A 7,025-nucleotide genomic window follows, 5' to 3' on the forward strand; every position below is an offset into this window, starting at 1 on the left:
CGATGATCGATGGCAGCACCGCATTGACTGTGACCTTGCCCTTCCACTCGTTGGCGAGGGCCTCGGTCAGGCGATGCACGCCGGCTTTCGACGCGGCATAGGGGCCCATCCCGCTGCCGGCCTGAAGCGCGCCCGTGGCGCCGATGTTGACGATGCGGCCGGCGTTGAACCTGGCCAGATGCGGCAGCGCGGCGCGTGAGGTGTTGAGCGCAGTCAGGACATTGAGCGCGTACATGCGCTGCCAGGTCGAGACATCGCCATCGCCGACGGTCTCGAAGGCGAAGCCGCCGGCGATGTTGATCAGGACATCGAGCCGGCCGAAATGCTGTGCCGCCGTATCGACGGCCGTCTTCGCCTGCGCCGCGTCCGACAGGTCGACGCCGCCGATCTCGATACGCTCGGCACTTGCGGCCATCTGCGACGGTGCGTGATCGATGCAGGCGAGGCGCGCTCCGCGCGACTGCGCGATCTCGACGACCACCTTGCCAAGTGCGCCGCGTGCGCCCGTCACGACCAAAGCCTTGCCTTGCATCATCGTTCTCCCGCCGCAGCCGGCTTATGGTTCGAGATAGCGTGCCTTCAGCGCGGTTCGCTCCGCCGTGCCGAGCTTGAGGCCATCACGCAAATAGGTTTCGAGATCGCCATATTCGCTGCGGACGGCGTCGAAAGCCGCAGCGAGGTACGAGGCCTCGACGCTGCCAATGGCGTCGAGAACATCGGCGGGAAGATCTGAGGCACTCGACGCGCCGAGCTTGTAGTGCCGGTTGGTCAGGAGGTAGTCCTCGGCAATGACGTCATCGGCGACGCCGAGCGCATGCAGGATCAGCGCGCTGGCGAAGCCGGTGCGGTCTTTGCCGGCGGTGCAATGGATCACCAGCGGCGCGCGGTCTTCCAGCAGATGGCCGAACAACGCGCGGAAGCTGTGCGTGTTGTGGCGGACATAGTTGCGGTAGGATTCGCGCATGAGCTCGATCGCGAGCGCCGCAGTCAGCGAACCGCTTGCAAGCTCGGCGCGCAGCGCGGCCACGACGGTCGGTTCGATCGGCAGCGAATGCACCGCGACCTCGTTGAGGGCGCAGATGCCGGCCGTGCGCTCCTCGCGCCCACGGAAATCGAACGCGCTCCTGACGCCCAGCGCGCGGACGATCTCGACGTCGGCAGCGGTGAGCTGGCCGAGATGATTGGAGCGGAAGATGTGCCGCCAGCGCGTGGTACGGCCATCGGTGGTGGGATAGCCGCCGAGATCGCGAAAATTGCTGGCGCCTTGCAAGGCGAGATGGCGGGCAGGGGAGTCTGTCATTGGATCAGCTTGGGTTATGTTCCCGCCTGGCGGGCGTCCTCGAATCTATTACAGGGGGAGATCATGGGCCGGGACAAGGCCGTTGTTTTGGCGATCAGCATGCTGCTCGGCGGAATCTGCTTCACGCGGCATGCGGACGCGCAGACTTTCCGGACCTATCGCTGCGCGGATGGGACGCAGTTCATCGTTGGCTTCTATGACGGCGACAAGCGCGCCTTCCTCCAGATCGACGGCGAGCCAGTCACGCTCGGCAAGCGGCTGGCGGTTTCGGGGGCCCGCTATTCGGGGGCCGGCGTGACGCTGACCATCGGGAGGGCCGGGGCCACCACGGTCAAGCATCTGAAGCGGTCGGTCACGGCCTGCGCGGTGATCTGAGCAGCGTGGTGCTCCTCGGAATCAAAAAGGACCGAAACTTCGTTGTTTCGGTCCTTTTTCAAACTGCCGCCGCCTGGAGGCGAGAGTGCGGCGGTCTAAAACCAAGTACAGGCATCAGCGTTCCCATTTGGGCTTGGCTTCATCGACCGCATCCTGGTGGTACCAGCTGTCGCTGCAGATCGAGACGTTCGCGGAATGCGAAGCGTGATCGGCAGGAAAGCGGGTCTCCCCGTAGCGGCGTCCGGCGAGAGCCGCACGGCCCCCAACCGGGAATTGATAGATCTTTGCAGATCCGTGACTCAGACCATTGTTCATCATTGCGATTCTCCTTGGTCGAAGCGCCTTTGCCTCCATGGTGCGCCCGACTCGTTCGATAGTGGTTACTGGAATCCCCATATCGGCCGCGCAGGCCGAATTGGAAAGTGCCGAAAAGGAAATCAGTTGCCGCCCAATTAGTGGGCAGGCGATGCTCTGCATCCCCTAAGGCACCCAGTCGGTGACTAACGCCTGGGCCATTCCAAAGGTTGCTGCGCAGGGGTGGGAGGGTTTGCGAAAATTGCCGGCGGTTGATGCGCGTTTCAGCGGCAACTGTCAGCGACGCACCGCGTGCTGCAGAATCGGGCGATTTTCCGCAGTTTTTGCGCTGCAGCGCCATGCGAAGGTGCGCGGCTGTGACGCAGGTGGCCGCGGGCGGCGTGCTCGCGGCCAGGCAACCCGGACTGCGGTGGAAATCGGCCCGGAGTGCGGCCTTTTGGCATGCAAAATGCTTGTAGAGGGCCGGCCGATGATGGCCGGGTACAAACGTGCGGGGCTCTCAACCCCACCTTTCGCATCGTCTACAGAGAGGCTCAATGACCAAGTATAAGCTCGAGTATATCTGGCTCGACGGATATACGCCGACTCCGAATTTGCGCGGCAAAACCCAGATCAAGGAATTCGCGTCGTTCCCGACGCTCGAGCAGCTTCCGCTCTGGGGCTTCGACGGCTCCTCCACCCAGCAGGCCGAAGGCCATAGCTCCGATTGCGTGCTGAAGCCGGTCGCGGTGTTCCCGGACGGCGCCCGCACCAATGGCGTGCTGGTGATGTGCGAAGTCATGATGCCCGACGGCAAGACCCCGCATCCGTCCAACAAGCGCGCAACCATCCTGGACGACGCAGGCGCCTGGTTCGGCTTCGAGCAGGAATATTTCTTCTACAAGAACGGCCGTCCGCTCGGCTTCCCCGAGGCCGGCTATCCGGCGCCGCAAGGCCCGTACTACACCGGCGTCGGCTATTCGAACGTCGGCGACGTCGCCCGCAAGATCGTCGAAGAGCATCTCGACCTCTGCCTCGCTGCCGGCATCAACCATGAAGGCATCAACGCGGAAGTCGCGAAGGGCCAGTGGGAATTCCAGATCTTCGGCAAGGGCTCCAAGAAGGCCGCTGACGAGATGTGGATGGCCCGCTACCTGATGCTGCGCCTGACCGAGAAGTACGGCATCGACATCGAATTCCACTGCAAGCCTCTCGGCGACACCGACTGGAACGGCTCGGGCATGCACGCCAACTTCTCGACCGAGTACATGCGTACGGTCGGCGGCAAGGAGTACTTCGAGGCGCTGATGGCCGCCTTCGACAAGAACCTGATGGACCACATCGCAGTCTACGGACCGGACAACGACAAGCGTCTGACCGGCAAGCACGAGACGGCGCCGTGGAACAAGTTCAGCTACGGCGTTGCCGATCGTGGCGCGTCGATCCGCGTGCCGCACTCCTTCGTCAACAACGGCTACAAGGGCTATCTGGAAGACCGCCGTCCGAACTCGCAAGGCGACCCCTACCAGATCGCTTCGCAGATCCTGAAGACGATCGCATCCGTGCCGACCGACAAGCAGGCCGCGGCCTGAGATCCTCCCGGCCCGGGCTCGGGGGCTGGCCCGGGTTGGCTCACAATCCGCCGGAGCTGCAAGGCTCCGGCGGATTTTTTGCTTTTTGATGACAGCCGTTTCCGTGCCCGCGACCCGGCTCCGCGAAACTTGTCCAATTGCCGCCGGAAGCGGGATAGAGTGCTCCAGGATGCGCGCGGGGGCCGGGGGACACGGCTGGTGATTGAAGGCTTCTACAAGGTGAGATTTCAGCTCGGCGATGCCGTCGGCCGGAGCGTGATGCATGCCGCCAACGGCATGTTGCTCGGCGGCAATTCGGCCTTCGCCCATATCGGCACCTACGACAAGACCGAGAGCGGCGTCGACATCGTGATCAACACCGTCCGCCACAACCCCGATCCCAACTACCGCGCCATGGCCGGCACCGATGACGCGACCCTGGTCGCCAAGGGCTGGGCCGACGGCGATCTCTATCGCTTCAGGGGCGAGCTGAAGGAGCTGCCCGGGGTGCCGTTCCAGTCGCTGATGACGCCGATCACCGAAGACGAAGTGCCGATCGCCGGCGGCGTCGGCGAAGGGGGCATCGCCGATGGTCTCTATTCGATCCATCTTCGCATGCTCGACGGCATCGACCGCGGCCTCACCGGGGTGATGCTGCTCAACCGGGGCCGCATCCTCGGCGGCGATGCCGCGTTCTATTATCTCGGCAGCTACACTGCCGCGGAGGGGCGGTGGAAGGGCCAGATCCTCAACCAGGAGCACACGCCGGCCAAGGACGATCCGATCTTCGGGGGCCACGAAGTCGGCATTGGCTTCTCCGGCAGTTATGGCGGCGAAGAGGCCGTGCTGGAGGCCACGGCGCTGGCCGGCAAGCGATCCTTGCGCCTGACCGCAGCCCTCAAGCTGATGCATCGCGCCTGAGCAGCCTTGAATTTGCCGGGGCGAAGACGCAACGTGACGATCATGCGGACTTACCTCGTTGCCATGCTCTTCGCTCTCGCCGCGCCCGTGTCTGCGCAGGCGCAGTCGGCCGATCTCGTCTTGTGCGACCGTGTCGCTGCCGACCCCACCGATCCCGACAAGCCGGCCGAGGTGAAGGGCGTCGCGGAGATTGCGGCGTCCGACGTCGCCACCGCCATCAAGTTCTGCAAGCAGGCTGCGCCATCCTCGCGGCGTGCGATGTTCGCGCTTGGCCGCGCTTATGCCGCCAACGGGCAGACCGGCGAGGCGATGGCGGCCTGGCGCAAGGCAGCCGACAAGGGATCGAGTGCGGCGATGGTCGAGCTCGGCGTCGCCTACGCCACCGGCGCGGGCCTTGCGAGGGACGAGGCGCAGGCGCGAAAGCTGTTCGAGAAGGCCGCGCAGGCCGGCAATCCGCGCGGCGTCAGCAACCTTGCCGCGCTCGGCAGCGCGGGCGGCGCGGCGCCGGCCGATCCCGCCCAGGCGCGGGCGCTGCTCGGCAAGGCCGCCGAGACCAATGCGGAGGCGCAGTACCAGCTCGGCCTGATGCTGTCCGAAGGCTCGGGCGGCGCCAGGGACGACGTCGCGGCGCGGGCGCTGTTCGAGAAGGCGGCGACGCAAAACCATCCCGGCGCGCTGGAGCGGATGGGCGCCTTCGCGCAAGAGGGGCGCGGCGGACCGAAGGACAAGGACGCGGCGAAAGCCTATTACGAGCGCGCCGCCGCGCTCGGCGACGAGGATGCCAAGAAGGCGCTGGAGCGCATTCGCTGTCCCTATGCCATCAAGGACAAGCAGGGCAAGCTCGTCACCACGCTGTGCTTCTGATCACCGCCCGGTCAGGGCAGAAGCGTCTAGCCGGTTCACTTCATGTAGTAGGCGAGATCGCTCCGGGCGTCGCGATAGGTGGTGTCGCGATAGTTGGGATAACGTCGCGCGGCCTGCGCCACCGCGCGCACCACGCAATCCCAGAAATCGCCGTTCCAGTCGAAATGCTTGTTGTATTCGTCTTCGAATTCGACGGCGGTGATGATGGCCTGCCGGATCGCCTGATCGTCGGCGTGCGGATGGGCACGCTTGACGTAGCCGAACATCGGCCCTTCATGCGCGTGATCGCGTTCCCGGCGGTACTTGGCGCCGAACTGCTCGGGGCTGAGAGTGCGGTTGATGCGGATCTCTTCGGCGGTCGGACGGCCCGCGATCGTCTCCAGGCGGTAGCGCTGGCGCCAGAGCCCGTAGGCCGCATCGAGCAGCGGCTGCGTCGCGGCGCCGGCGATGATCGCGCTGAGCTCCTCCTCGGCTGATTGCGGTGTCGTATCCATGCCGCTTGGTCGCGCCTCGGCGAAGGCCGGTTCATGCGCGATCTTTTTGCGTGCCGAAAACAAAAGTTCGAAAAACAACCCCATGCACAGTAGCCAAGCCATTGAAATCAAACGATTGCTGATTTTGCGAAGTCGATTTGACCTGTCGGGCAAAACAGGGGCATAATCGCATGGTGGTGGACGTGCGTTCCGGGGCCGGTGCTGCGCGGAAAAGCCGGTGGCTTCAATGCGGCGGCGATGCTAGGTAGCCGGCAGTCGCTTTCCGATTTTGCGGGTTCACAACGTTGCTGGACGGGCTCTACAAGGTTGAATACGGCATCAACGACGGGTTCGGTTGCAGCATCATGTGCCTGCATGACGGCAAGATGCTGGGCGGCAATTCGGGCTTCGCGCATCTCGGCAGCTATGTCGAGCGTGACGGCCAGATCATCGCCCAGGTCATCACGGAGCGGCACAATCTGGACCCCGGCTTCAAGCCGCTGCTGGGCGCGGACGTCGCCTCGATCACGGCGCGCGGCCGGCTCCGCGGCAACCAGATCCGCCTGGAGGGCGGTGCGGACACCATGCCGGGCGCCCATTTCTGGGCCAATCTCACGCGGCTCGATGACGGCGCGCTGCCGCCGCGCGGCGCGATCGGGCAGGGCGGAATCGCCAACGGATTCTACGGGATGAGCCTGCGTGCGCTCGATGGCGTCGATGCCGGCCTGTCCGGCGTCATGCTCCTGATCGACGGCCGCATCCTCGGCGGCGATGCGTTCTTCTACTATCTCGGCTCCTATTCCTCGGCGGACGGCCGCTGGAAGGGCGAGATGCTCAACCAGGAGCACACGCCGGCGAAGGGCGAGAACCCGGTGTTCGGTGGCCTCGAGGTCGGGATCGGCTTCTCCGGAACTTGCACGGAAAACAGCGGCGAGCTCGAAGGCATCGCGCTCGCCGGCAAGCGGAGCCTGCGCCTTGCGGCCTCGCTCAAGCTGATGCGTAGGGCGTAATCCCGCCGATCATTCCGTCGCGTCGGCGCTCGGAAGAGTATCGAGTCGGGCGTCTGGATGTCTGACTTCGGTCAGTAGCACAAGTTGACTTGTGCACGCGCGGTGTCGGCTAAAGATTCGATTGCGACAAGCTTAGGGTGATTGATCCCGATTCCGGCGCATGTTCGTTAGTGCCGCAATTGCCCAACCGAAGATCGCGGCAGCACCGATCCAGATC

The 7,025-nt window shown here is 64.7% G+C and carries 9 protein-coding genes; 5 read left to right on the forward strand and 4 right to left on the reverse strand.

The window, feature by feature from the left end; translation table 11 throughout:
* Window positions 1-532, reverse strand: a 532-nt coding sequence (locus JHD07_RS17710; protein ID WP_291624449.1) for an SDR family NAD(P)-dependent oxidoreductase, incomplete at its 3' end; no start/stop codon positions are given.
* A gap of 24 nt (window positions 533-556) precedes the next feature.
* Window positions 557-1,300: a tyrosine-protein phosphatase gene (locus JHD07_RS17715; RefSeq protein WP_291624450.1), complete on the reverse strand. Its 744-nt coding sequence runs from the start codon at window positions 1,298-1,300 to the stop codon at window positions 557-559.
* Window positions 1,301-1,363: 63 nt separating this feature from the next.
* Here JHD07_RS17715 and JHD07_RS17720 point away from each other — a divergent pair, with 63 nt between their 5' ends.
* On the forward strand, window positions 1,364-1,675 hold the full coding sequence (locus tag JHD07_RS17720; protein ID WP_291624451.1) for an MliC family protein: 312 nt from the start codon (window positions 1,364-1,366) through the stop codon (window positions 1,673-1,675).
* Window positions 1,676-1,789: 114 nt separating this feature from the next.
* On the opposite strand, the gene JHD07_RS17725 is transcribed toward JHD07_RS17720, so the two are convergent.
* On the reverse strand, window positions 1,790-1,993 hold the full coding sequence (locus JHD07_RS17725) for a DUF2735 domain-containing protein (RefSeq protein ID WP_291624462.1): 204 nt from the start codon (window positions 1,991-1,993) through the stop codon (window positions 1,790-1,792).
* A gap of 533 nt (window positions 1,994-2,526) precedes the next feature.
* Between JHD07_RS17725 and JHD07_RS17730 the strand changes: the two genes are divergently transcribed.
* The 3 genes from JHD07_RS17730 to JHD07_RS17740 all read left to right on the forward strand — a co-directional run bounded on the left by JHD07_RS17730 (window position 2,527) and on the right by JHD07_RS17740 (window position 5,325).
* On the forward strand, window positions 2,527-3,561 hold the full coding sequence (locus JHD07_RS17730) for a glutamine synthetase beta-grasp domain-containing protein (RefSeq protein WP_291624452.1): 1,035 nt from the start codon (window positions 2,527-2,529) through the stop codon (window positions 3,559-3,561).
* A 198-nt stretch (window positions 3,562-3,759) separates the two neighbouring features.
* Window positions 3,760-4,461 carry a GrlR family regulatory protein gene (locus JHD07_RS17735; RefSeq protein ID WP_291624453.1) on the forward strand — a complete coding sequence of 234 codons (702 nt, stop codon included), beginning with the start codon at window positions 3,760-3,762 and terminating at the stop codon, window positions 4,459-4,461.
* A 42-nt stretch (window positions 4,462-4,503) separates the two neighbouring features.
* A complete protein-coding gene (locus tag JHD07_RS17740; RefSeq protein ID WP_291624454.1) occupies window positions 4,504-5,325 on the forward strand; it encodes a tetratricopeptide repeat protein in 822 nt (273 codons plus the stop codon).
* 35 nt (window positions 5,326-5,360) lie between these two features.
* Here the strand turns inward: JHD07_RS17740 and JHD07_RS17745 are convergent, their stop codons facing one another.
* Window positions 5,361-5,819 carry a hypothetical protein gene (locus JHD07_RS17745; protein WP_291624455.1) on the reverse strand — a complete coding sequence of 153 codons (459 nt, stop codon included), beginning with the start codon at window positions 5,817-5,819 and terminating at the stop codon, window positions 5,361-5,363.
* A 284-nt stretch (window positions 5,820-6,103) separates the two neighbouring features.
* Here JHD07_RS17745 and JHD07_RS17750 point away from each other — a divergent pair, with 284 nt between their 5' ends.
* The gene (locus JHD07_RS17750) at window positions 6,104-6,808 is read left to right on the forward strand and encodes a hypothetical protein (protein ID WP_291624456.1); all 705 of its coding nucleotides are present in this window, start codon (window positions 6,104-6,106) and stop codon (window positions 6,806-6,808) included.
* The last annotated feature ends 217 nt before the right edge of the window (window positions 6,809-7,025 follow it).

Source organism: Bradyrhizobium sp., from assembly GCF_016462955.1.
In the GTDB taxonomy this organism is placed as follows: domain Bacteria; phylum Pseudomonadota; class Alphaproteobacteria; order Rhizobiales; family Xanthobacteraceae; genus Bradyrhizobium.

Excerpts from the sequence above, each read along its gene's own strand:
- JHD07_RS17715 (WP_291624450.1), bottom strand. The coding sequence starts at position 1,300 with ATGACAGACTCCCCTGCCCGCCATCTCGCCTTGCAAGGCGCCAGCAAT.
- JHD07_RS17720 (WP_291624451.1), top strand. The coding sequence starts at position 1,364 with ATGGGCCGGGACAAGGCCGTTGTTTTGGCGATCAGCATGCTGCTCGGC.
- JHD07_RS17725 (WP_291624462.1), bottom strand. The coding sequence starts at position 1,993 with ATGATGAACAATGGTCTGAGTCACGGATCTGCAAAGATCTATCAATTC.
- JHD07_RS17730 (WP_291624452.1), top strand. The coding sequence starts at position 2,527 with ATGACCAAGTATAAGCTCGAGTATATCTGGCTCGACGGATATACGCCG.
- JHD07_RS17740 (WP_291624454.1), top strand. The coding sequence starts at position 4,504 with ATGCGGACTTACCTCGTTGCCATGCTCTTCGCTCTCGCCGCGCCCGTG.
- JHD07_RS17745 (WP_291624455.1), bottom strand. The coding sequence starts at position 5,819 with ATGGATACGACACCGCAATCAGCCGAGGAGGAGCTCAGCGCGATCATC.